The organism is Kordia jejudonensis (genome assembly GCF_001005315.1).
Taxonomy (GTDB): domain Bacteria; phylum Bacteroidota; class Bacteroidia; order Flavobacteriales; family Flavobacteriaceae; genus Kordia; species Kordia jejudonensis.
The window spans coordinates 1-21,829 of the sequence record NZ_LBMG01000016.1 but is presented as its reverse complement, the minus strand read 5'-3'; the positions used below and the strand labels follow the sequence as shown (position 1 = coordinate 21,829).

Annotated in this window: 29 protein-coding genes; 28 read left to right on the top strand and 1 reads right to left on the bottom strand. The window is 35.1% G+C overall.

The window, feature by feature from the left end; genetic code table 11:
• The first annotated feature begins 11 nt into the window (after positions 1 to 11).
• From rpmC to eno, 24 genes are all read left to right on the top strand, one after another.
• Complete coding sequence (rpmC, locus tag AA089_RS10255) at positions 12 to 203, top strand: 50S ribosomal protein L29 (protein ID WP_046756858.1); 192 nt, start codon at positions 12 to 14, stop codon at positions 201 to 203.
• A gap of 18 nt (positions 204 to 221) precedes the next feature.
• The gene (gene rpsQ / locus AA089_RS10250) at positions 222 to 479 is read left to right on the top strand and encodes a 30S ribosomal protein S17 (RefSeq protein ID WP_046756857.1); all 258 of its coding nucleotides are present in this window, start codon (positions 222 to 224) and stop codon (positions 477 to 479) included.
• Between the two features lie 2 nt (positions 480 to 481).
• Positions 482 to 850, top strand: a complete 369-nt coding sequence (gene rplN / locus AA089_RS10245) for a 50S ribosomal protein L14 (RefSeq protein ID WP_007094978.1) — start codon at positions 482 to 484, stop codon at positions 848 to 850.
• Positions 851 to 862: 12 nt separating this feature from the next.
• Positions 863 to 1,174, top strand: a complete 312-nt coding sequence (gene rplX, locus AA089_RS10240) for a 50S ribosomal protein L24 (RefSeq protein ID WP_046756856.1) — start codon at positions 863 to 865, stop codon at positions 1,172 to 1,174.
• 2 nt (positions 1,175 to 1,176) lie between these two features.
• Positions 1,177 to 1,728, top strand: coding sequence for a 50S ribosomal protein L5 (gene rplE / locus AA089_RS10235; protein WP_046756855.1), 552 nt, complete (start codon positions 1,177 to 1,179; stop codon positions 1,726 to 1,728).
• Between the two features lie 2 nt (positions 1,729 to 1,730).
• Positions 1,731 to 2,000, top strand: coding sequence for a 30S ribosomal protein S14 (rpsN, locus tag AA089_RS10230; protein WP_046756854.1), 270 nt, complete (start codon positions 1,731 to 1,733; stop codon positions 1,998 to 2,000).
• Positions 2,001 to 2,061: 61 nt separating this feature from the next.
• A complete protein-coding gene (gene rpsH, locus AA089_RS10225) occupies positions 2,062 to 2,460 on the top strand; it encodes a 30S ribosomal protein S8 (protein WP_046756853.1) in 399 nt (132 codons plus the stop codon).
• 18 nt (positions 2,461 to 2,478) lie between these two features.
• Entirely contained in the window at positions 2,479 to 3,021 is a 543-nt protein-coding gene (gene rplF / locus AA089_RS10220; protein ID WP_046756852.1) for a 50S ribosomal protein L6, read from the top strand.
• A 9-nt stretch (positions 3,022 to 3,030) separates the two neighbouring features.
• The gene (gene rplR, locus AA089_RS10215; protein ID WP_046756851.1) at positions 3,031 to 3,384 is read left to right on the top strand and encodes a 50S ribosomal protein L18; all 354 of its coding nucleotides are present in this window, start codon (positions 3,031 to 3,033) and stop codon (positions 3,382 to 3,384) included.
• Positions 3,385 to 3,390: 6 nt separating this feature from the next.
• Positions 3,391 to 3,915 carry a 30S ribosomal protein S5 gene (gene rpsE, locus AA089_RS10210; RefSeq protein ID WP_046756850.1) on the top strand — a complete coding sequence of 175 codons (525 nt, stop codon included), beginning with the start codon at positions 3,391 to 3,393 and terminating at the stop codon, positions 3,913 to 3,915.
• A gap of 12 nt (positions 3,916 to 3,927) precedes the next feature.
• Positions 3,928 to 4,107: a 50S ribosomal protein L30 gene (rpmD, locus tag AA089_RS10205; RefSeq protein ID WP_046756849.1), complete on the top strand. Its 180-nt coding sequence runs from the start codon at positions 3,928 to 3,930 to the stop codon at positions 4,105 to 4,107.
• Positions 4,108 to 4,122: 15 nt separating this feature from the next.
• Positions 4,123 to 4,575 carry a 50S ribosomal protein L15 gene (gene rplO, locus AA089_RS10200; protein ID WP_046756848.1) on the top strand — a complete coding sequence of 151 codons (453 nt, stop codon included), beginning with the start codon at positions 4,123 to 4,125 and terminating at the stop codon, positions 4,573 to 4,575.
• A 15-nt stretch (positions 4,576 to 4,590) separates the two neighbouring features.
• On the top strand, positions 4,591 to 5,934 hold the full coding sequence (gene secY / locus AA089_RS10195) for a preprotein translocase subunit SecY (RefSeq protein ID WP_046756847.1): 1,344 nt from the start codon (positions 4,591 to 4,593) through the stop codon (positions 5,932 to 5,934).
• 2 nt (positions 5,935 to 5,936) lie between these two features.
• The gene (gene infA / locus AA089_RS10190; protein WP_046756846.1) at positions 5,937 to 6,152 is read left to right on the top strand and encodes a translation initiation factor IF-1; all 216 of its coding nucleotides are present in this window, start codon (positions 5,937 to 5,939) and stop codon (positions 6,150 to 6,152) included.
• A gap of 93 nt (positions 6,153 to 6,245) precedes the next feature.
• The gene (gene ykgO, locus AA089_RS24230; RefSeq protein WP_007094966.1) at positions 6,246 to 6,362 is read left to right on the top strand and encodes a type B 50S ribosomal protein L36; all 117 of its coding nucleotides are present in this window, start codon (positions 6,246 to 6,248) and stop codon (positions 6,360 to 6,362) included.
• 2 nt (positions 6,363 to 6,364) lie between these two features.
• Entirely contained in the window at positions 6,365 to 6,739 is a 375-nt protein-coding gene (gene rpsM, locus AA089_RS10185) for a 30S ribosomal protein S13 (protein WP_046756845.1), read from the top strand.
• A gap of 100 nt (positions 6,740 to 6,839) precedes the next feature.
• Positions 6,840 to 7,229, top strand: coding sequence for a 30S ribosomal protein S11 (gene rpsK / locus AA089_RS10180; protein WP_046756844.1), 390 nt, complete (start codon positions 6,840 to 6,842; stop codon positions 7,227 to 7,229).
• An 83-nt stretch (positions 7,230 to 7,312) separates the two neighbouring features.
• Positions 7,313 to 7,918, top strand: a complete 606-nt coding sequence (gene rpsD / locus AA089_RS10175) for a 30S ribosomal protein S4 (RefSeq protein WP_046756843.1) — start codon at positions 7,313 to 7,315, stop codon at positions 7,916 to 7,918.
• Positions 7,919 to 7,943: 25 nt separating this feature from the next.
• Positions 7,944 to 8,936, top strand: coding sequence for a DNA-directed RNA polymerase subunit alpha (locus AA089_RS10170; protein WP_046756842.1), 993 nt, complete (start codon positions 7,944 to 7,946; stop codon positions 8,934 to 8,936).
• Between the two features lie 67 nt (positions 8,937 to 9,003).
• Positions 9,004 to 9,474 (top strand): 50S ribosomal protein L17, encoded by a 471-nt coding sequence (rplQ, locus tag AA089_RS10165; protein WP_046756841.1) that lies wholly within the window; start codon positions 9,004 to 9,006, stop codon positions 9,472 to 9,474.
• Between the two features lie 106 nt (positions 9,475 to 9,580).
• Complete coding sequence (locus tag AA089_RS10160) at positions 9,581 to 10,399, top strand: FkbM family methyltransferase (protein WP_046756840.1); 819 nt, start codon at positions 9,581 to 9,583, stop codon at positions 10,397 to 10,399.
• Between the two features lie 40 nt (positions 10,400 to 10,439).
• Positions 10,440 to 11,552, top strand: coding sequence for a glutamine-hydrolyzing carbamoyl-phosphate synthase small subunit (gene carA / locus AA089_RS10155; RefSeq protein ID WP_046756839.1), 1,113 nt, complete (start codon positions 10,440 to 10,442; stop codon positions 11,550 to 11,552).
• A gap of 150 nt (positions 11,553 to 11,702) precedes the next feature.
• Positions 11,703 to 12,314: a hypothetical protein gene (locus AA089_RS10150; RefSeq protein ID WP_046756838.1), complete on the top strand. Its 612-nt coding sequence runs from the start codon at positions 11,703 to 11,705 to the stop codon at positions 12,312 to 12,314.
• A 245-nt stretch (positions 12,315 to 12,559) separates the two neighbouring features.
• Entirely contained in the window at positions 12,560 to 13,849 is a 1,290-nt protein-coding gene (eno, locus tag AA089_RS10145) for a phosphopyruvate hydratase (RefSeq protein WP_046756837.1), read from the top strand.
• Between the two features lie 57 nt (positions 13,850 to 13,906).
• On the opposite strand, the gene AA089_RS10140 is transcribed toward eno, so the two are convergent.
• Positions 13,907 to 14,164: a hypothetical protein gene (locus AA089_RS10140; RefSeq protein ID WP_046756836.1), complete on the bottom strand. Its 258-nt coding sequence runs from the start codon at positions 14,162 to 14,164 to the stop codon at positions 13,907 to 13,909.
• Positions 14,165 to 14,341: 177 nt separating this feature from the next.
• Here AA089_RS10140 and AA089_RS10135 point away from each other — a divergent pair, with 177 nt between their 5' ends.
• From AA089_RS10135 to AA089_RS10120, 4 genes are all read left to right on the top strand, one after another.
• Positions 14,342 to 15,388, top strand: coding sequence for a hypothetical protein (locus AA089_RS10135; protein ID WP_046756835.1), 1,047 nt, complete (start codon positions 14,342 to 14,344; stop codon positions 15,386 to 15,388).
• Positions 15,389 to 15,401: 13 nt separating this feature from the next.
• The gene (locus AA089_RS10130) at positions 15,402 to 15,923 is read left to right on the top strand and encodes a DUF350 domain-containing protein (RefSeq protein ID WP_046756834.1); all 522 of its coding nucleotides are present in this window, start codon (positions 15,402 to 15,404) and stop codon (positions 15,921 to 15,923) included.
• A gap of 103 nt (positions 15,924 to 16,026) precedes the next feature.
• Positions 16,027 to 18,657 carry a glycoside hydrolase family 9 protein gene (locus AA089_RS10125; RefSeq protein ID WP_046756833.1) on the top strand — a complete coding sequence of 877 codons (2,631 nt, stop codon included), beginning with the start codon at positions 16,027 to 16,029 and terminating at the stop codon, positions 18,655 to 18,657.
• 291 nt (positions 18,658 to 18,948) lie between these two features.
• On the top strand, positions 18,949 to 21,829 hold a 2,881-nt coding region (locus AA089_RS10120), incomplete at its 3' end, for a leucine-rich repeat domain-containing protein (protein ID WP_046756832.1).

The window sequence follows — 21,829 nt, the reverse complement described above, 5'->3', positions numbered from 1 at the left end:
TTTAATAAGTTATGAAACAATCAGAAATTAAAGAATTATCTGTAGCTGAGTTACAAGAGAAATTGAAGGAGTCTAAAAAGAGCTACGCTGAATTAAAATTCGCTAACTCAATTTCTCCTCTAGAAAATCCAATTCAGTTGCGATTTGCGAGAAGAACAGTTGCTAGAATAGCTACTGAACTAACTAAAAGAGAATTGCAATAAATTGAATTCTACTGACAGATGGAAAAAAGAAATTTAAGAAAAGAGAGAATAGGTGTTGTTACTAGCAATAAAATGACGAAATCAATCGTGGTTTCTGAAGTAAAACGAGTAAAGCATCCTATGTACGGAAAGTTCGTGTTAAAAACAAAAAAATATGTTGCGCACGACGAACAGAACGATTGTAACATTGGTGATACAGTAAAAATAATGGAAACACGTCCATTGAGTAAAACCAAATGTTGGAGATTAGTTGAAATCATTGAAAGAGCTAAGTAATTATGGTACAACAAGAATCAAGATTAAAAGTAGCAGACAACACAGGAGCTAAAGAAGTATTAACTATTCGTGTTCTAGGTGGAACAAAAAGACGTTATGCTTCAGTTGGAGACAAAATTGTTGTGACTGTAAAAGATGCAACTCCTAACGGAAGTGTAAAAAAAGGACAAGTTTCTACAGCAGTTGTTGTACGTACTAAGAAAGAAGTAAGAAGACCAGATGGATCTTATATCAGATTTGATGATAATGCTTGTGTTCTTTTAAACCCTACTGGGGAAATGAGAGGTACACGTGTTTTCGGACCAGTTGCAAGAGAACTTCGTGATAAACAATTCATGAAAATAGTATCACTAGCACCAGAGGTACTTTAATACATTATTAAGATGACAAAACTAAAGATAAAATCAGGAGATACAGTACGAGTAATTGCTGGAGATCACAAAGGATCTGAAGGTAAAGTGCTTACTGTACTTCGTGAAAAGAATAAAGCTATCGTTGAGGGAGTGAATATGGTTAAGAAACACACGAAACCAAGTGCTCAAAATCCTCAAGGTGGTATAGTTGAAAAAGAAGCGCCTATTCATGTTTCTAACTTATCTTTGTTAACTTCAAAAGGAGAAACAACAAGAGTTGGATACAGAATGGAAGGTGACAAGAAAGTGAGATTTTCTAAAAAATCTAATGAAGTAATATAGCTATGGGGTATGTTCCAAGATTAAAACAAGAGTACAAGGATAGAATTATCCAAGCTCTTACAGAAGAATTCAGTTACAATAACGTAATGCAAGTACCAAAACTTGAAAAAATAGTTTTAAGTAGAGGTGTTGGTGGCGCTGTAGCTGATAAGAAATTAATTGATCATGCTACAGACGAGTTAGCAAAAATCACTGGACAAAAAGCAGTTGCTACAATATCTAAAAAAGATGTTGCTTCTTTCAAATTACGTAAAGGAATGCCAATTGGTGCAAAAGTTACGTTACGAGGAGAGAAGATGTACGAATTTTTAGATAGATTGACTACTTCAGCCTTACCACGTGTAAGAGATTTTGGAGGAATCAAAGCTAATGGATTCGATGGAAGAGGTAATTATAACTTAGGAATTACTGAGCAAATTATCTTCCCAGAAATAAATATCGATAAAGTGAACAGAATTGCAGGAATGGATATTACATTTGTAACTTCTGCTTCAACCGATAAAGAAGCTAAATCATTATTAACTCAATTAGGATTACCTTTTAAAAAGAATTAATTATGGCTAAAGAATCAATGAAAGCCCGTGAGGTAAAAAGAGCAAAAACGGTTGCTAAATATGCTGAGAAAAGAAAAGCTTTAAAAGAAGCTGGAGATTACGAAGCATTACAAAAGTTACCAAAAAATGCTTCTCCAGTTCGTATGCACAATCGTTGCAAACTTACAGGAAGACCAAAAGGGTATATGCGTCAATTCGGTATTTCTCGTGTAATGTTCAGAGAAATGGCTAACAAAGGGTTAATTCCTGGAGTTAAAAAGGCAAGTTGGTAAAATTATAAATTGGTTTCAGGTTCGATAACAATTCGAAAACCAAAACCGCAAATTCATAAATATGTATACAGATCCAATAGCGGATTACTTAACTAGAGTTAGAAACGCTAGTAGAGCAGGACACAGAGTTGTGGAAATTCCAGCTTCGAAGCTAAAGAAAGAAATCACTAAGATCTTATTTGATCAAGGTTTCATCTTAAGCTACAAGTTTGAAGATAACTCAGTTCAAGGAAGCATCAAAATCGCTTTAAAATACGATAAGATGACGAAAGAGCCTGTAATTAAGAAAATTCAGAGAATCAGTACACCAGGTTTACGTCAGTATGCTGGTGCTAACGAACTTCCAAGAGTATTAAACGGATTAGGAATTGCAATCGTATCTACTTCTCACGGAGTAATGACAGGAAAGCAAGCTAAACGTGAAAATGTTGGTGGAGAAGTTTTATGTTACGTTTACTAATAAAAAAGACTTACGAAAATGTCAAGAATAGGTAAAAACCCAGTAAGCATCCCAGCAGGAGTTACTGTAGATATAAAAGAAGGTCAGGTAACCGTAAAAGGTAAATTAGGAGAATTGACACAACAAATAGACGGTATCACTGTCAAACAAGAAGAAGGTCAATTAGTACTAGAACGTCCATCTGAAAGCAAAGATCATAAAGCAAAACATGGTCTATATAGAGCATTACTCAACAATATGGTTGAAGGTGTATCTAATGGGTTCACAAAAGAGTTAGAATTAGTTGGAGTTGGTTACAGAGCAAGTAATCAAGGACAAAGACTAGAATTAGCCTTAGGATTCTCTCACAATATTGTAATGAACTTAGCTCCTGAAGTGAAAGTTGAAACAATATCTGAGAAAGGAAAGAACCCAATTATAAAATTAACTTCTTACGACAAACAATTAGTAGGACAAGTTGCTGCTAAAATCCGTGCTTTCCGTAAGCCAGAACCTTACAAAGGAAAAGGAGTTAAATTTGTTGGAGAAGTATTAAGAAGAAAAGCAGGTAAATCAGCTTAATAATTAACTATGGGATTATCAAAGACTGAAAGAAGACAAAGAATTAAAAACAGAATAAGAAAAATCGTTGGCGGTACAGAAGCACGACCAAGATTAGCTGTTTTTAGAAGTAATAAAGAAATTTATGCTCAGATCATTAATGATGTAGACGGTAAAACAATTGCTGCTGCTTCATCACGTGATAAAGATATCAAAGCTGAAGGAACAAAAACGGAAGTTGCTGCCTTAGTAGGGAAGTCACTTGCTGAAAAAGCGCTCAAAGCTGGTGTCGAAACAATCGCATTTGATAGAGGTGGATACTTATACCACGGAAGAGTAAAATCATTAGCAGAAGGTGCTAGAGAAGGAGGACTTAAATTCTAAGAAACTATGTATCAGAAATACAAAAACGCAGAATTAGTAAAGCCAGGTGGATTAGAATTAAAAGATCGTTTGGTAGGAGTACAACGTGTAACCAAAGTAACTAAAGGTGGTAGAGCCTTCGGTTTCTCAGCTATCGTAGTTGTTGGAGATGAAAACGGTGTTGTAGGACACGGTTTAGGAAAATCAAAAGACGTTGCTACAGCAATTGCAAAGGCAATTGAAGACGCTAAGAAAAACTTAGTTCGTATTCCTTTACAAAACGGAACATTACCACATGAGCAAAAAGGTAAATATGGTGGAGCAAGAGTATACATTCAGCCAGCATCTTCAGGTACAGGAGTTATTGCAGGTGGAGCAGTACGTGCAGTATTAGAAGCTGTCGGAGTTCACAATGTATTATCTAAATCTCAAGGATCATCTAACCCTCATAACGTAGTAAAAGCAACATTTGATGCTTTATTACAATTAAGAGACGCAGGTATTGTTGCAAAACAAAGAGGAATTTCTTTAGAAAAAGTATTTAAAGGATAAATCAAGGATAAAATGGCAAAAATTAAAGTAACACAAGTAAGAAGCAAAATTAGTCGTCCTCAAAATCAAAAGAGAACACTAGAAGCGCTAGGTCTTAAAAAGATCGGTCAGGTTGTAGAACACGATGCTACACCAAACATCCTTGGAATGGTAAATAAAGTTAAACATTTAGTTTCTGTTGAAGAAGCTTAAAAATAACAACTAGTTATGGATTTAAGTAACTTAAAACCAGCTGACGGTTCAGTTCAAAGTAATAACAAAAGAGTAGGTAGAGGACAAGGTTCTGGAAAAGGTGGTACGGCAACACGTGGTCACAAAGGAGCTAAGTCTCGCTCAGGTTATTCAAAGAAAATTGGATTCGAAGGTGGTCAAATGCCTTTACAAAGACGTGTTCCTAAGTTTGGATTTACAAACATTAACCGTAAAGAATATCAAGGTGTAAATCTTGATAGATTACAGGAACTAGTAGACGAAGGTAAAATCACAGATACTGTTGATTTACAAACATTAGTAGCTAATAGAGTAGCTAGAAAAACTGATTTAGTAAAAATCCTTGGAAGAGGTGAACTAAAAGCAAAATTAAAAGTTACCGCTCACAAATTTACAGCTTCAGCTAAAGCAGCTATCGAAGCAGCAGGAGGAGAAGCAGTAACTTTATAATTTCTACAAAGAAGCATGAAAAATTTTATTGACACAATAAAAAATATTTGGAACATAGAGGAACTTAAGAATAAAATCTTAATAACTCTAGGACTTTTACTCGTGTATCGTTTCGGTGCGCAAGTAAGTCTTCCAGGTATGGACTATACAAAACTTGGCGCAGATTTCGCCGGTAACTTTCAAGGTGGTGGAATCGGAAACCTCCTAAACATGTTTACAGGTGGAGCTTTCGCTAAAGCATCTGTATTCGCTTTAGGAATTATGCCATACATCTCTGCTTCAATTGTAGTTCAATTGATGGGAATTGCAATTCCTTATCTACAAAAACTCCAAAAAGAAGGAGAAAGTGGTCGTAAAAAAATTACGCAAATCACTAGATGGTTAACAATTGTAATATGTTTGGTACAAGCACCTTTCTACCTATGGGGATTAGGCGCATTAGGAGTTCCTGATGAAGCTTTCTTAATGGGTAAAGGACTTGACTTTATCATTCCTTCTGTAATCATTCTTGTAACTGGTACCATCTTCGCGATGTGGCTAGGAGAAAAAATTACAGACAAAGGTATTGGTAACGGTATCTCACTATTAATCATGGTAGGAATTATAGCGTACATGCCACAAGCGTTTGTTCAAGAACTTGCTTCAAATGCAAGTAAGCCAATGCTTATTCTTATAGAAATTGTAATCTGGTTAGCAATTATCATGGCAAGTGTATTATTGGTAATGGCGGTTCGTCAAATACCAGTACAATATGCTAGAAGAACTGCTAGTGGTGGATACGAGAAAAATATCTTCGGAGCAAGACAATTTATCCCATTAAAATTAAACGCATCTGGTGTAATGCCAATCATCTTTGCACAAGCATTAATGTTTGTACCTTCTGCAATAGGAAAAGGTTTAGGAACCGATTCTACTGTAGGACAATGGATGCAGGCTAACTTCCAAGATGTATTTGGATTATGGTATAATGTATTGTTCGCTTTCTTAATTATAATTTTCACTTACTTCTATACTGCAATTACAGTTCCTACGAACAAAATGGCAGATGACTTAAAAAGAAGTGGTGGATTTATCCCTGGAATTCGTCCAGGAGGAGAAACAGGAGAATATTTAGATAAGATAATGTCACAAATTACATTACCAGGATCAATCTTTTTAGCATTGATCGCTATATTTCCATCAATCGTTGGTAATATATTAGGTATACAACAAAGCTGGGCATTATTCTTTGGTGGAACATCGTTGCTAATTATGGTAGGAGTTGCCATCGATACTATGCAACAAATAAACTCATACTTGTTGAACAGACATTATGATGGTTTAATGAAAACTGGTAAAAACCGTAAAGTAGTTGCATAATTATGGCTAAACAAGCTGCAATAGAACAAGACGGAACAATTATAGAAGCATTATCAAATGCAATGTTCCGTGTAGAATTAGAAAACGAGCATATCGTAACAGCTCACATTTCAGGAAAAATGCGTATGCATTATATCAAATTATTACCTGGTGATAAAGTGAAACTTGAAATGAGCCCATACGATTTAACAAAAGCAAGAATTACTTATAGATATTAATCTATTAAATGATTCAAGAATTGAAAGATTGAATAACTCGTTGAGAAAAAATCTTTTAATCTTTTAATTTTCAATCATTAAATAAATAAACTAATGAAAGTAAGAGCATCAATAAAAAAGAGAAGTCCCGAGTGCAAAATTGTGCGTCGTAAGGGGAGATTATACGTAATCAATAAAAAGAATCCTAGATTTAAACAAAGACAAGGATAGTTATGGCAAGAATCGCAGGAGTAGACATTCCAAAGCATAAGAGAGGAGTTATCGCATTAACTTACATCTTTGGAGTCGGAAGAAGCAGAGCTAAAGAAGTTTTAGCTAACGCAAAAGTAAGTGAAGACACTAAAGTTTCAGACTGGAACGATGATGAAATTGGTCGTATCCGTGAAGCTGTAGGAACATACACAATTGAAGGTGAATTACGTTCCGAAGTTCAATTAAACATCAAACGTTTAATGGATATCGGTTGTTACAGAGGAATTCGTCATAGATCTGGACTTCCATTAAGAGGTCAAAGAACGAAGAACAACTCTAGAACAAGAAAAGGTAGAAGAAAAACTGTTGCTAACAAGAAGAAAGCAACTAAATAATTAAAATAGATGTTGGTAATTAGTATTGAGTAGTGAGAACTATTTATTTAATTATAAAGAATCTAACTACTAACTACTAAAATCTTAATACTAAAAAAGTATGGCAAAGTCTAGCAAGAGTACAAAAAAACGTAAAGTAATCGTTGAGTCAGTTGGAGCAGCACATGTAACTGCATCCTTCAACAACATTATTATATCACTTACAAACAAAAAAGGAGATGTGATTTCTTGGTCATCTGCTGGTAAAATGGGCTTTAGAGGTTCTAAAAAGAACACTCCATATGCTGCGCAAACTGCAGCAGAAGAAGCATCTAAAGTTGCACACGAAGCAGGATTACGTAAAGTAAAAGTTTACGTTAAAGGTCCAGGAAATGGTAGAGAATCTGCTATCAGAACAATCCATAATTCAGGAATTGAAGTAACAGAAATTATCGACGTTACTCCATTACCACACAATGGATGTAGACCTCCAAAAAGAAGAAGAGTATAATTAATTTAATTTTCATTGAGAGATTAACGATTATCGAAGGAGAAAGCCTTAATTCATAATCACTCTCATAATAACTATTAGAAATGGCAAGATATACTGGTCCAAAAACTAAAATTGCTCGTAAATTCGGAGAAGCAATTTTTGGAGATGATAAATCTTTTGATAAAAGAAATTATCCTCCAGGTCAACACGGAAATAACAGACGTAGAGGAAAAAAATCTGAATACGCTGTTCAGTTGATGGAAAAACAAAAAGCAAAATACACATACGGAATCCTTGAACGTCAGTTCAGAAACTTGTTCGATAGAGCAAATAGAAGCAAAGGAATTACGGGTGAAGTATTATTACAATTATGTGAATCTCGTTTAGATAACGTAGTTTTCAGAATGGGAATCGCACCAACAAGAAGCGGAGCGCGTCAATTAGTATCGCACCGTCACATCACAGTAAATGGAGAGAAAGTAAATATTCCTTCATACAGCTTAAAACCTGGTGATGTTGTAGGAGTTAGAGAAAAATCTAAATCCTTAGAAATTGTTTCAAGATCTTTAGCTAACGCTAGCCACGTATACGAGTGGATTACATGGAACGGAGAAAAAATGGAAGGTACGTTTGTTACTGCTCCAGAAAGACTTCAAATTCCTGAAAATATTAAAGAGCAGTTAATAGTAGAATTATATTCTAAATAATAAATAATCAGAAAGTATTCTTAATATGGCATTATTAAACTTCCAAAAGCCCGATAAAGTTATCATGATTGACTCATCTGAGTTCGATGGCAAATTTGAATTTCGTCCTTTAGAACCTGGTTATGGGCTAACAATCGGGAACGCATTAAGAAGAGTACTTCTATCATCATTGGAAGGTTTTGCGATTACTTCTGTTCGTATGGACAAAGTTGATCACGAATTTTCAACGATTTCTGGTGTTGTAGAAGATGTAACAGAAATTATTTTAAACTTAAAACAAGTACGTTTTAAAAGACAAATAGACGATATCGATAACGAATCTGTATCAATTTCTGTTTCAGGTAAAGAACAACTTACCGCAGGTGACTTCCAAAAGTTTATCTCAGGTTTCCAAGTGTTAAATCCAGATCTAGTTATCTGTAACATGGATGCTTCAGTAAACCTAAACATGGAAATCACTATCGAAAAAGGTAGAGGATATGTTCCAGCCGAAGAAAACAAAAAATCAAACGCTCCATTAGGAACGATCTTTACAGACTCTATTTACACACCTGTAAAGAATGTTAAGTACAGCATAGAAAACTATCGTGTTGAGCAAAAAACTGATTATGAAAAATTAGTTTTTGAAATCATTACTGATGGATCTATTCATCCTAAAGAAGCTTTAACTGAAGCAGCAAAAACACTTATCCACCACTTTATGTTATTCTCTGATGAGCGTATCACTCTAGAAGCGGATGAAATTGCACAAACAGAAACGTATGATGAAGAATCATTACACATGCGTCAACTACTAAAAACAAAATTAGTAGATATGGACCTTTCTGTAAGAGCATTAAACTGTTTAAAAGCTGCAGAAGTAGATACATTAGGAGACTTAGTATCTTACAACAAAAATGATTTAATGAAATTCAGAAACTTCGGTAAAAAATCATTAACTGAACTAGAAGAACTAGTAAATGTTAAAGGATTAAGTTTCGGAATGGACTTATCAAAATACAAATTAGACAAAGATTAATTCAAAATTCCACTATAATTTGCTCCTCAAACGAGTCGTAGCAAGATAGCGGTCAAAAACAAATGTCATGAGACACGGAAAAAAAGTAAATCACTTAGGTAGAAAAACAGCGCACAGAAAAGCGATGTTAGCAAATATGGCTTGTTCATTAATCGAACACAAGCGTATTAACACTACAGTAGCAAAAGCAAAAGCATTAAAGCAATTTGTTGAGCCATTAGTAACTAAGTCGAAAGAAGATACTACACACAATCGTCGTTTAGTATTTAGTAAACTAAGAAACAAATATGCAGTAACTGAATTATTCAGAGATGTTGCTGTTAAAGTTGCTGATAGACCAGGTGGTTACACAAGAATAATCAAGTTAGGAAATCGTCTTGGAGATAATGCGCAAATGGCATTAATCGAATTAGTGGACTACAACGAAACGTACAACACTGAGAAAAAAGCGAAAACAACTAGACGTAGTAGAAGAGGTGGTAAAAAAGCTGCAACTCCTGCTCCAGTTGAAACTAAAGCTTCTAACGAAGAAGAATAATGATTTTCAATTCATTACATATAAAAAGGATAAACTTTCTGAGTTTATCCTTTTTTTTGTAGTAAAGAAACTCAATTCTAAAAGCCTAAAAACGAATTACAAAAAAATGATCAAACTCGTAAAATCATTAATTCCTAAAAAGCTGAAAAAGTTTGTAAAACGGAAAATCCTAAAAAAAGGATACGTTAACAAACCAGTTCATGCAGCTTCTTTAAGTAAAGATGAATTTACATTAGATGCAACAATTGCCTACAACAAATATGGCGGTTATTGCACACCTTTCTCAGCACAGCAAGAATCAGTCGTGCAAGAAATCCTAAAAGGAAAAGTATACGAACCTGAAACCATTCAGTACATTGTAGATCACTGCGGAAATGGAGATGTTATTCAGGCAGGTGCATACTTTGGCGACTTTCTTCCAGGTATCGCAAAAAACATTTCCGAAACTGCTAAAGTTTGGACATTTGAACCAAGCTTAGAATACTTCCGATGCGCGCAAATTACCATCCTACTCAACAATCTAAACAATGTACATCTTCAGCAAGTCGGACTCGGAGAAGTCAAATCTGAAGTAAAATTACAAATAGAAACCGCAGACGGAAGACGATTAGGCGGCGCAAGTAGAATAATTGATTCAGAAAATGGTAAATTTGTACCAATCAAAATAGAAACATTAGACAGTATGATTCCCGAAGACAGAAATATTTCAATACTTCAACTCGATTTAGAAGGATTTGAAATTCCTGCGCTCAAAGGTGCAATCAATACCATCAAGCGATGCAAACCAATTCTAATTCTCGAAATATTATCACACAACGACATAGTATCAAACGATTGGTTCAAAAATAATATACTTTCACTAGGATATAAAATCACTGGAAAAGTACACAACAACACTATAGTAACAATACAACACAACAATTAATTCATATAAAACACAACACAACTAAATTGTATAGCTAGATATGAAATACCAAACTCGACAAAAAGCAATAGTATTACTTGAAGATGGAACTATCTTTTACGGTAAAGCAATCGGAAATTCTGGAACTGCATATGGAGAAGTATGTTTCAACACTGGAATGACAGGATATCAAGAAATCTTTACCGATCCTTCATACTACGGACAACTCATGGTCACGGCAAATGTACACATCGGTAACTATGGTACGGCTACTGCCGAAATGGAATCGGATGGCGTTAAAATTGCTGGACTCATTTGTAAAAACTTTAGTTACGATTACTCACGTGATGCGGCTGATAGTTCACTAAAAGAATTCTTAGATCAAAATGACCTTTTCGCAATATCAGATGTTGATACCAGAGCATTGGTAAGCTACATCAGAGACAATGGAGCTATGAATGCAGTCATCTCGACAGATGTTGATAACATTGACGAACTCAAAGCAAAACTTGCGAAGGTACCAAGTATGGCAGGATTAGAACTAGCTTCAAAAGTATCTACAAAAGAGCCATACATATATGGAGATGAAAATGCTTCCGTAAAAATTGCAGCGTTAGATATTGGTTGTAAAAAGAACATTCTTAGAAATCTTGCAAAGCGTGATGCTTGCATCAAAGTATTTCCATACAATGCAACCTTTGAAGAAATGAGCGCATGGAATCCTGATGGATACTTCATATCTAATGGACCAGGAGATCCAGAACCATTAAGCGACGCAATTACATTCGCAAAAGAAGTCATCAAACGCGATTTACCATTATTCGGAATCTGTTTAGGACATCAAATCATTGCACTTGCTAACGGAATCTCAACGTATAAAATGCACAATGGACACAGAGGAATCAATCATCCTGTAAAAAATATGTTGACAGGAAAAGGAGAAATTACCTCTCAAAATCATGGTTTTGCCATCAACAGAGAAGAAACGGAAGCCAATGCAAATGTAGAAATAACACATGTACATCTAAATGATAATACGGTTGCAGGAATTCGTGTGAAAGATAAAAACTGTTTCTCAGTACAATACCATCCAGAAGCAAGTCCTGGACCGCACGATGGAGAATACTTATTTGATCAATTCATTGAAAACATTAAAAAAGTAAAAACGGTTTAATACGGCTATCTAAAAAGTATAATTTTCGTCAAACTGAACTTGATTCAGTTTCACATAAGCTTTGAAAATCAGTATGATGAGATTCTGAATTAAATTCAGAATGACGTTTTTAAAATTTTTAGAGAATCTTATAATATAAACTATATAAGGATGAACAGAATCATTATTCTAATATTGACATTCATATGTGTAGTATCATGTAAAAATGATACAAAACCTGAAAAGTCAACTACGAAAACAGAAAAGGCTACAACTACAGAAACTGCAAATGCAAAACTTTCGGTTGACAAAGAACAATTCTTGGCTACCACAATTGCCTATTTCAAAAACTGTAAAGCAAATGCAACAGACAGAAACGATTGTCGAAACAGTATTACAAAAATGATTTCTGAATTCTATACTATTGATGATTTTAAAAATACAAATGGCGATTATATACTATATGACAGTATTCAGTCTATCGTAAGAAGATCCGAAAACTGGATACAACTTGGAAATGCAAATGATCAAGAAGCATTAAACAAAGCACAAGAAGCCGCAAACAATGGAAACGCAACGATTGCAATAGATGTGTCAGAATTGTACGGACAAGTGGCGATGATTACACCAGGAAAACTGACAAATTCTGGTTCATGGAAACTAAAAGTTCCGAATACAACGGCTTTGGTAAACTATGATGCGTCCAAATCGTTCATGAACAAATCGTTAGCGTATGCATTCAAATCCACAGAAAATATTATACTGTTTAGCAAATCACGGTAACATAAGTTCATGAAGTGTAGGCAAGAAATTCAAAATAAAATAGGGAGTCAAGCCTTAAAACGCTATGAATCTCAATTATTGAGCAAAAAGTAGTTGCGGTATTTCTCAGGGAAAACGTTTTCGCATTTTAAAAAAAGAACCAAAAATACAGCATTGCTAACATATCCATAAAAGCGATGCACAACCATAAAAAACTAGCGTTAGTTTCGTAAATTAGCCTAGAAGAAATAAAAAGAAAAAAAGAAATGAGCAGAATTATAAACATTCACGCAAGACAAATATTAGATTCAAGAGGAAATCCAACTGTTGAAGTAGATGTAGTAACTGAAAATGGAATCTTAGGAAGAGCCGCTGTGCCTTCAGGAGCTTCCACAGGAGAACATGAAGCTGTAGAATTGAGAGATGGCGGAGACGCTTACATGGGAAAAGGAGTTCGTAAAGCTGTTCAAAATGTAAATACAACGATCGCAGAAGCCTTAATTGGTGTTTCTGTATTTGAGCAAAATCATATCGACAAAGCTATGATCGATTTAGATGGAACGCCAAACAAAGGCAACTTAGGAGCCAATGCAATCTTAGGTGTTTCATTAGCTGCGGCAAAAGCTGCGGCAAACGAACTTGGAATGCCATTATACAGATATGTTGGCGGCGTTTCGGCAAACACACTTCCTGTGCCAATGATGAACATCATCAACGGAGGTTCACATTCTGATGCACCAATTGCGTTTCAAGAATTCATGGTCATGCCTGTAAAAGCGGAAAACTTTACACATGCGATGCAAATGGGAACTGAAATCTTTCATCACTTAAAAAAAGTATTACACGACAGAGGTTTAAGTACAGCTGTTGGAGATGAAGGTGGTTTTGCACCAACATTAGACGGAACGGAAGATGCTTTAGACACTATTTCAAAAGCAGTTGCAAATGCAGGTTACAAACTTGGCGATGAAATTATGATTGCGTTAGATTGTGCTGCGGCAGAATTTTACGTTGATGGCGCATACGACTATACCAAATTTGAAGGAAGTACTGGAAAAGTGAGAACGTCTAAAGAACAAGCAGATTACTTAGCAGAATTAGCAGCAAACTATCCAATAATTTCTATCGAAGATGGAATGGATGAAAACGATTGGGAAGGTTGGAAATACCTAACTGAGAAAATCGGAGACAAAGTACAATTAGTCGGAGACGATTTATTTGTAACCAATGTTGAGCGTTTATCAAGAGGAATTGATAACAATACAGCAAACTCTATCCTAATCAAAGTAAATCAAATTGGGACGCTTACAGAAACTATTGCAGCCGTAAATATGGCGCACAATGCAGGATATACTTCGGTAATGTCACACAGATCTGGAGAAACAGAAGACAATACGATTGCTGATTTAGCAGTTGCGTTAAACACAGGACAAATCAAAACGGGTTCTGCTTCACGTTCAGACAGAATGGCGAAATACAATCAATTATTGCGCATTGAAGAAGAATTGGGAGAAGTTGCTTACTATCCGCAAGACAAAGCATTCAAAATAAAATAACACATTAAGTTATATATCAAAAAACCGCTTACGAATTCGTAAGCGGTTTTTTTGTATTTATGCGCAAGTAACACAGGTCAATTCGTCACAAGCAGTTCGTCTGCAGGTCAAAATACCTTCGGTTAATGCTGGTATTGTCGGATCTGGACAGCCACAACTTACATGCGGACAATACGAAAACTCACGTGTAATTTTGGTCAATGTTGTAATAATATCTACAACAGTTTGTGCCACATCAGTTCCACCAGAAACATGGTTTAAATTACTAACCGACTGCTTGCGTAACACTAAATTTTTTAAATTCTTTTTTTTCATAATTCTGAATGTATTGGTTTACAGAAAGTTATAAAAAAATTTAATAGCTCAATTATGGTTTTACCGTAATTAATTGGAATACAAATTCATACAATTCTAGCTGTAAATTTTCCAGTCCAAAAATCAGTAATTCATTGTATTTTCAAAACTCAAAAAAGATAGTATCTTTAACACATTATGACAGAACAAAAAAAACCGCACGGATGCGTCAAAGCCATACAAAAACTCTTTTCGGGTTGTTTGGCGTTGATAGTTACAGGTTTTTTGGGAATTGTGATATTCTTTTTGGCAACTGAAGTCAAAATAGAAGGCATGTCTTTATTAGTAATTACAATCTGCGGCTTCTTTATAGTGCGATATCTCTGGAAAAAAGCAATGCAAAATTCAGTATCAAATGCAGGTGCTTTCAAAAGTATTCTTTACAATCTCTTACGAACAGTAGGTGTTATCATCCTATTTTCAGTCATCATGACAATTCTGATGAAAAATGCAGGATATGTCATTGAAGACGATTCCACTAAAGTAGAAGATGACACTCAAAAAACGGAAGTTGTCACAACTACGGAAGGAGAAAAAACAGTGGAATACATTATCAATAAAATGAATTGGAAAGACTTCGACGGCGATCGGTATCGGATGAATTTCAAAATTGAAAAAGACAATGTGCCCAAATCAAAACGAAATCGATTGGCATACACAATAACGCGTAACTTCAATTGGGGAGAATTTTACAAACATATGGCAACTCATGATGCGCCATTATTAGAACATTTGTACACATCCTTCAGTAAAATTCAGCAAGAAAAAAGGATGAACAGGAAAAAATTTGCCGAATTCATCATTACCAGCATTCAAAACATTCAATACAATTACATAAAAACGGTGCCATGCAATGGAAATGAAGACTATCCATGTGTGGGAAATGTGCGTTTAGGAATATTTGCGCCTGTAGAATTTGGCTCAAACCTTAAAGGCGATTGCGATTCGCGGACGGTTTTACTTTTCGTATTGCTATCAAAATTTAATTATGACGTTGCCATTCTAAACAGTGATGAATACAAACATTCGGTATTAGGAATCAATGTGCCTGCACGAGGAAAATACAAAACATACAACAGAAAAAAATATTATTTCGTAGAAACTACTGCCAAAGGTTGTCCAATAGGATATCTACCTAAAGACGTATCAAGCTTGCGTTATTGGGACTTTGTGTTAGTCAATTAAAAAAAGAAATCTCATGAATACAGAACTACTTTATCTTGCTCTTAGTCAATTGGTATTGTCCATTGTGCTTGCCATCATCATATTCTTTATCTCATACAAAGTATTGATCAAAATTTTCAAACTAAAAGAAGAAAACCTAAACGATTCCAACTTGGCACTAAGTATCTTCTTTTCAGGAATTATATTCAGTACAGGATATTTGCTAAGTGGCATCATTCCGTCAATAATCAGTGCGATAGAAATGTTGAAAATTCATGCCAAAGAAAACCTATTTGTAGAAATCTTAAAATACTCTTCCTTATCATTATTTGTAGGATTCTTATTAGCAGGATTAATTCATTTCAGTTCGTTCATGTTGGCAAAATCGCTCACAAAACATGTAGATGAAGTAGGCGAGTTGAAAAAAAATAACTTAGCTGTCGCAATACTACTCAGTACCATTTTAATCTCCATTACAATCATATCCAGAGACAGTTTGGTATTCTTAATAGAGTTGTTTTTACCACAACCAACCGTTTTAGAATATACATCATAAATTTTATTTATAGGTTTGATAATCAAATACTTTGGTTAAAAAATTCCCAATTCTATTCTTGCGGATTTAAACAATTCGTATCTTTAATAGAAAAAGGAAGCCTATGAAAAATATTACATATCTAATAAGTTGCTTATTTCCCATCTTAATATTTTCACAGCAACTTACGTCCATAACGCCTGTTAGTAATAACACCATTTTATTACGATTTGATGAAGGCGAAAAAGATTTCACAAACTTTGATGAATTCTACTTTTACAGTGCGCCAAATGCTGTCTATTACGGTCAAATTGACGAAGCGCAAGCGTTACTGCCTGCCAATTTCAGCATTACAAGTACCGATGATACATTTTACAACACAGCGCAACAAGCTACGGCAACATTCTTTAAAGCAAAAGAACAAGTAGCGTTGCAAGACTATTATGTATATGTCCGATTGCCAAATCCGATGGAAAACGGCAAAACATACACCGTAAATGTGTCCAATATCAATACACAACAAAGTTCGTACACCTTAACTTTTGATGCATTCGCTAACTTTTCTGAAAGTATTCATGTCAATCAAGTTGGAATGATTCCGAGTGCGACAGAAAAATTTGCATACATTTCACAATGGTTAGGAAAAAATAATTTTAGCAACAGTCACTTTGAAGACTTTTCAAGTTTTGAAGGCGCAACAGGTCATGTAGTGCGGGTTTCAGACAATCAAATTATATACACCGGAACAGGAACTGATGGTTTACAATTCAAAGCGCCAAACACATTAGCGGATTATTCAGAAAACTTTGCGACTAAATATTGGTACAATTCGCCCATGTGGCAATTTGAATTCTCAGCAGTAGGAAACACAATTCCTGTAGATGAAAATGAAGAATACAAAATTGTAATTGAAGGTATTGGAAGTTCATTTCCATTCAAAATATCAAACAAAGCCTATGACCAAATTTACAAATCAGTTGCCAATAGTTTATTATACCAACGTAGCGGATTTGATCGTGGCAATGAATATGCGCCATTTCTAAAACCTGTAGATCACACACCAGGAGTTGATAATTTTCAAATTACCTATTCCAATTACAGACGCATGGACAATATAAATGGCGATCAAGAAAGCTTTGTACAATTACCAGCGCAGGCAACTTCATTCATAAACCCAACAAATCAACCAGCGTGGATGACTTCACCTGACGGAATGCCTTGGGGAAGTGGCGGACATTTTGACGCGGGCGACTTTGATGTGTATATTCAACATCTTAACTTACCAATTTATGCATCGCTTTTCTATCAATTGGCACCTGGCGGATTTTTAGACGGACAACTGAACATTCCAGAAAGTAATAATGGAGTTCCAGATGTGTTGGATGAAGTGCAATGGACGTTAGACTTTTTCAAACGAACAAAAGGGCCAACTGGTGGCATCTGTGGCGGAAAAGAAACAAACGGATATTACGGACCTTCGTACAATGATGGTTCTGGCAATTCTTCATCGGAACAAATGTGGTATGTCTACAAAGAAGATCCTGCGGCTTCCTATACATATGCTACCGCAGCAGCATTATTTTCAGCTGCGTTAGACATTGCTGGCGATCCAAACAATCAGGCAGATTTATACAAAAGTGAAGCTATCGCTGCATATGTTTGGGCAAATAACAACGCTACAGCAACAGACTTGGAACAGCTTTTTCAAGGAATTGGATATGCAGGAAAAGTAAAAGACTTAAAACTAATGGCAGCTTCTGCTTTGTACAGTGTTACGGGCGGACAAGAATATTTAGACTATTACAAAAACAATACAGTTGTCACAACGGCTACAACTTTTCTATACGAATATCAAATACATGATGAAGCATTAGCAAATTGGATTTTCAGCTTAATTCCGAATGATAAATGGAACAACTTTGACAATGATGCCATCAATCTAAAAAACACACAAATTCAAGCAATTCATTACTGGAGCGATGTTTGGGGAACAAATGATATTACCATGAAACCAATCCGATTCATCAAATCACAATATCAACCGCCAATTCTTGGTACTACGGGTTCAACACCGCAAGTCATTCCGCAAATTATGTCGTATCATCATACAGGAGATCAAACCTTATTAAACAAAATACTATCAAGCAATGATATGATGTTGGGCGGAAATCCTGAAAACAAAGTATACATTACAAGAGCGGATGTATTTGGCGCCGAACGTTATTCGCGAGAAACATTACATGATGCGGCAATTAATAACGCTGGAAATGCCATTCCAGGAATTCCATTATATACACACAGTTTAGACAAAAAAGAAGACTTCATCATGTCGCCACCAATTGACGATTGGCCATATATGGAAATGAACTTAGACGCGCGTGTATACTTCTTGCAATCAGAATTTACCATTCATCAAAATACGGTGCAAACTATGATGATTTATGGATACTTAAACACACTATTCAATCCTGAATTGACATTAAGTGTTCCAGAAAATCAAGTTGATGACGTTGCAAATATTGCAGTCTTTCCAAATCCGAATGAAGGAATCTTTACCATCAAGTGGAATCAAGGGAAAAACTTTAATGAAGCATTGTTATATGACATCAATGGAAGAAGAATTAACATCGCGATGGACACAACATTTAATAAAAATAGTATTCAAATAGCTACAGAATTTTTAAGTGAAGGTATTTATATTCTAAAAGTAAACTTAGACAATGATATTATCACAAAAGAAGTAAACATTCGGTAAAGTTCGTGCCAATTTGTTTAGTAGAAGAGTCGTTTCATGTACGTATGAAACGACTCTTCTATGAAATAAGCAATCGATATTTGTAAATTACGAGTAAATTAATCGCTGTAATACATAAAAACTAATGAAGTTTAGGTATTTTCGCAACAGCAAATCTCTCCCCTGAGCACATTTGTTCAATACGCCATTTTACACTATGAAAAATTATGAACTCAATGTATGCTAACTTCTAATTTACTTTAGCAGATAAGATTTTATATGCATTGTAACGAACCAATTAAATCATTTTAAATGAGATTAAAATTACTACTTACATTTCTAATTTTTACAAACATCTTTTGGATACACAAAACAGTAGCGCAACCTGTAAATGATAATTTTGCAAATGCCATTTCAGTAACTTGCGGAAACAATTACACCGCTACTACAATTACAGCAACCATTGATGAAGACAACGCACCAGATGCTACTACTCCGCAAGCGGTAGATTTAGATGCTCCAAACATTTGGTATTCGTACACAGGTTCAGGAACTCCAGAAACTGTAACTTTAGATTTATGTGCATCAGGATATGATACTTCATATTTAGTATATACAGGAACATCAGGAAACTTGACATTAGTAGCGGCTAATGATTTTAATGATGCTGTATGCGGACCAGGATTTCGCTCCTACGGAACCTTTGAATCTGACGGAACAACAACATATTATATTACCATTACAGGATACAACTCTACGGATACAGGTACGGTAGATATGAATGTTTCTTGTGTGCCAAATGTAGCAACTCCAAATACCATTGCTTTAGCTGTTCCAATAGTTCCTTCGGTAGCAGGAACAGGTTGTCCAAGTAGTGGATATACATTTGATCTCGATTTTACAAATTCGGGAACTACAGATAGCGGTTTGGGCGGATGTCTAAATGGTGATTTTGAAGGAATAGATCAATTCTTTACATGGACAGCAACAACCAACGGTTTAAAATACAGCACGCCTTCTTTTGTGGGACGAGCAGGAATGATTATTAGAAACGCAACTGCGCCTTATGAAATTATAGATTGTTCTAAAGCATTAGATAACAATGATGGAATATTTACTGGATGGAATGTAGGAGATAATCTAATTATTCAAATATATAAATCAGAAGGTTTTTCAGGAATTGCAGATGCACGATTCTGTTTAGAAGAAAAATCATTCTCAACTCCAAATAATGATTTACCTGCAGGCGCAATTCCAATCGTACCAGGTTTGGCAGGAAGCGATTGTACCATAACTACAAACAATCAAACTCTATTTCTAAATACAAATACATACACTACAACAGACAGTGGAATGGATACTTGTGTTGGTAACGATACTGGTGTAGACCAATTTTTTACATGGACAGCAACTTCTGGAGGTTTACTTTGGGGACAAAATCCAGACAACATAGGGATTTCAGTTCGCAGCACGACAGGTGTAGAGTATGGATGCATTGTAACAAATCAAGGAGATCCTGTGAAACTTAGTGGTTGGGAAATAGGAGAAGACTTAATTATTCAACTATTTAACTATGAGAATTATCACTATGATGCACTTACATTTTGCTTGAGAGAATACGAAACACCAACAAATAATATACTCTCAGGAGCAACTCCTATAACACCTACGGCTCTTGCAGACGACTGTACTGAAACCACACTGTTTTTTAGCTCGGATGGAACGACAGATAGCGGACTAGACGGAACGTGTAATGGCGCAAATACAGGATATGATCAGTTTTTTACATGGACAGCAACAACAAATGCTTTGTCATGGACGGGACTCACAGAAAATCCAGGAATTATTATTAGAGATACCGCAGGAAATGAAATTACCTGTGCAGATACAATTGCACCAGACAATACCATCTTATCAGGATGGGACGTAGGAGATGAATTGATTATTCAAATTTATGATTGGGTATTTATAATTAACTCTGGTACGGCGGCTGGTAATGTAGAAGATTCGTACAGAGATATTTCGTTTTGTTTAAAGGAACACCAAATAACAATTCCTGGGCAAACCTTCGTGCCAGATGATAATTTTGAACAATACCTAATTAATCAAGGATATGATACAATATTGGATAATTACGTAACCACCGCAAATATCAATTCAATTACTGGAATTGATGTGTCAAATGATAACATTGCTGACTTAACTGGAATAGAAGATTTTACTGCATTAAGAACGCTATATGCTTCAAACAATCAATTAACAAGTATAGATATTACGCAAAACGTAGCATTAGAGGATTTTAGAATAAATAATAATAACATATCAACTTTAAATATTACTCAAAATGTACTTATTAGAAAATTAGATATATACTACAATCAAATAACGAGTTTAGACCTCACACAAAATGCCGCTTTAGAAGATATAGAAGCTTGGAATAATCAACTCACTTCTATAGATGTGAGTCAAAATTTGATGTTAAGAGAATTGGAAATTAATAATAATAATCAAGTATCAAGTGTCGATGTGACTGCTAACACAAACTTAGAAACATTAAATGTTGGTTTTACGCAAATATCAAGTATCGATTTGTCAAATAACCTAATGCTAGATAATTTAAGTATTGTAAATTGTCCCATAACAACCATTAATTTGTCGATTAATTTAGCACTAGAAAGATTGAATATTGCTGGAAGTCAACTCACAACTTTAGATGCATCCAATAATACAAATCTTATAAGCTTTTTATGCCAAGACAGTTCTTTATTAACAAGTGTAAATATGCAAAATGGTAATAACTCTAACCTTTCTTTCTTTCTCGCTACAAATACACCAAATTTAGCCTGTGTACAAGTGGATGATGTTGCATACAGTACTGCCAATTGGACTAATGTTGATACAGGAATTAATTTTAGTACAGACTGCGGATTTCTTGAAAATGATACATGTGTAAACGCAATCAACGTTCCTGTATGTGACGGTACGTGTAACAATGTAGTTTCTGCAACAATGGTAAATGCAACAAATTCTAACTCGTTGCAATGTTTTGGAAACAATGCTAACTTTACAGATGTGTGGTTTAGTTTTGTTGCTACTGAAACAACACATGAAATTAAGCTGCAAAACCTAATAGGCTCGCCCAGCTTCCTGTGGCATGCTGTAATTGATGCTCAAGCGTATACATGTGGAAACA

Bases quoted from the DNA above. Each gene is read 5' to 3' on its own strand.
- rplQ (WP_046756841.1), top strand. From the start codon at position 9,004: ATGAGACACGGAAAAAAAGTAAATCACTTAGGTAGAAAAACAGCGCAC.
- rpsH (WP_046756853.1), top strand. From the start codon at position 2,062: ATGTATACAGATCCAATAGCGGATTACTTAACTAGAGTTAGAAACGCT.
- infA (WP_046756846.1), top strand. From the start codon at position 5,937: ATGGCTAAACAAGCTGCAATAGAACAAGACGGAACAATTATAGAAGCA.
- secY (WP_046756847.1), top strand. From the start codon at position 4,591: ATGAAAAATTTTATTGACACAATAAAAAATATTTGGAACATAGAGGAA.
- rplR (WP_046756851.1), top strand. From the start codon at position 3,031: ATGGGATTATCAAAGACTGAAAGAAGACAAAGAATTAAAAACAGAATA.
- rplE (WP_046756855.1), top strand. From the start codon at position 1,177: ATGGGGTATGTTCCAAGATTAAAACAAGAGTACAAGGATAGAATTATC.
- rplN (WP_007094978.1), top strand. From the start codon at position 482: ATGGTACAACAAGAATCAAGATTAAAAGTAGCAGACAACACAGGAGCT.
- AA089_RS10150 (WP_046756838.1), top strand. From the start codon at position 11,703: ATGAACAGAATCATTATTCTAATATTGACATTCATATGTGTAGTATCA.
- rpsK (WP_046756844.1), top strand. From the start codon at position 6,840: ATGGCAAAGTCTAGCAAGAGTACAAAAAAACGTAAAGTAATCGTTGAG.
- rpmC (WP_046756858.1), top strand. From the start codon at position 12: ATGAAACAATCAGAAATTAAAGAATTATCTGTAGCTGAGTTACAAGAG.
- ykgO (WP_007094966.1), top strand. From the start codon at position 6,246: ATGAAAGTAAGAGCATCAATAAAAAAGAGAAGTCCCGAGTGCAAAATT.
- rpsM (WP_046756845.1), top strand. From the start codon at position 6,365: ATGGCAAGAATCGCAGGAGTAGACATTCCAAAGCATAAGAGAGGAGTT.
- rpsN (WP_046756854.1), top strand. From the start codon at position 1,731: ATGGCTAAAGAATCAATGAAAGCCCGTGAGGTAAAAAGAGCAAAAACG.
- rpsQ (WP_046756857.1), top strand. From the start codon at position 222: ATGGAAAAAAGAAATTTAAGAAAAGAGAGAATAGGTGTTGTTACTAGC.
- AA089_RS10170 (WP_046756842.1), top strand. From the start codon at position 7,944: ATGGCATTATTAAACTTCCAAAAGCCCGATAAAGTTATCATGATTGAC.
- rplX (WP_046756856.1), top strand. From the start codon at position 863: ATGACAAAACTAAAGATAAAATCAGGAGATACAGTACGAGTAATTGCT.
- rpmD (WP_046756849.1), top strand. From the start codon at position 3,928: ATGGCAAAAATTAAAGTAACACAAGTAAGAAGCAAAATTAGTCGTCCT.
- rpsE (WP_046756850.1), top strand. From the start codon at position 3,391: ATGTATCAGAAATACAAAAACGCAGAATTAGTAAAGCCAGGTGGATTA.
- AA089_RS10140 (WP_046756836.1), bottom strand. From the start codon at position 14,164: ATGAAAAAAAAGAATTTAAAAAATTTAGTGTTACGCAAGCAGTCGGTT.
- rplO (WP_046756848.1), top strand. From the start codon at position 4,123: ATGGATTTAAGTAACTTAAAACCAGCTGACGGTTCAGTTCAAAGTAAT.
- rplF (WP_046756852.1), top strand. From the start codon at position 2,479: ATGTCAAGAATAGGTAAAAACCCAGTAAGCATCCCAGCAGGAGTTACT.
- rpsD (WP_046756843.1), top strand. From the start codon at position 7,313: ATGGCAAGATATACTGGTCCAAAAACTAAAATTGCTCGTAAATTCGGA.
- eno (WP_046756837.1), top strand. From the start codon at position 12,560: ATGAGCAGAATTATAAACATTCACGCAAGACAAATATTAGATTCAAGA.
- AA089_RS10130 (WP_046756834.1), top strand. From the start codon at position 15,402: ATGAATACAGAACTACTTTATCTTGCTCTTAGTCAATTGGTATTGTCC.
- carA (WP_046756839.1), top strand. From the start codon at position 10,440: ATGAAATACCAAACTCGACAAAAAGCAATAGTATTACTTGAAGATGGA.
- AA089_RS10160 (WP_046756840.1), top strand. From the start codon at position 9,581: ATGATCAAACTCGTAAAATCATTAATTCCTAAAAAGCTGAAAAAGTTT.
- AA089_RS10135 (WP_046756835.1), top strand. From the start codon at position 14,342: ATGACAGAACAAAAAAAACCGCACGGATGCGTCAAAGCCATACAAAAA.
- AA089_RS10125 (WP_046756833.1), top strand. From the start codon at position 16,027: ATGAAAAATATTACATATCTAATAAGTTGCTTATTTCCCATCTTAATA.